1 pseudogene is annotated in these 231 nt (G+C 69.3%); it reads right to left on the bottom strand.

The features are described from left to right. Nucleotides 1–205: pseudogene (locus KVS67_RS13600) on the bottom strand (ISL3 family transposase); the annotation flags it as partial. Nucleotides 206–231: the final 26 nt, after the last annotated feature.

Raw genomic sequence — 231 nt, 5'->3', positions numbered from 1 at the left:
GCTGTTCCTTGATGCCCCAGGCGGCCGAGAGCTCGTCGGTGGGGTCATCGGTGCGGAAAACGTGCTCAAGCCGTTCCCAGGCGCGAGGGGTGAGGGTGTCCGCGCCGCGCAGCAGCAGCATCCTGTGGGCCCAGGCCGGATCGTCCTTGCGGCCCCGACGACCACGGTGGGGGCGGGTCAGGCGCTGACGGACCGTGGTGACCATGTCGTTGCCCTGTTTCACGAGGTGGA

Origin of the sequence: Micrococcus sp. GbtcB5 (genome assembly GCF_019091605.1) — a bacterium.
Classification (GTDB): domain Bacteria; phylum Actinomycetota; class Actinomycetes; order Actinomycetales; family Micrococcaceae; genus Micrococcus; species Micrococcus luteus.
The sequence above is the reverse complement of the archived record's forward strand: the minus strand, read 5'-3'. Positions and strand labels throughout refer to the sequence as shown.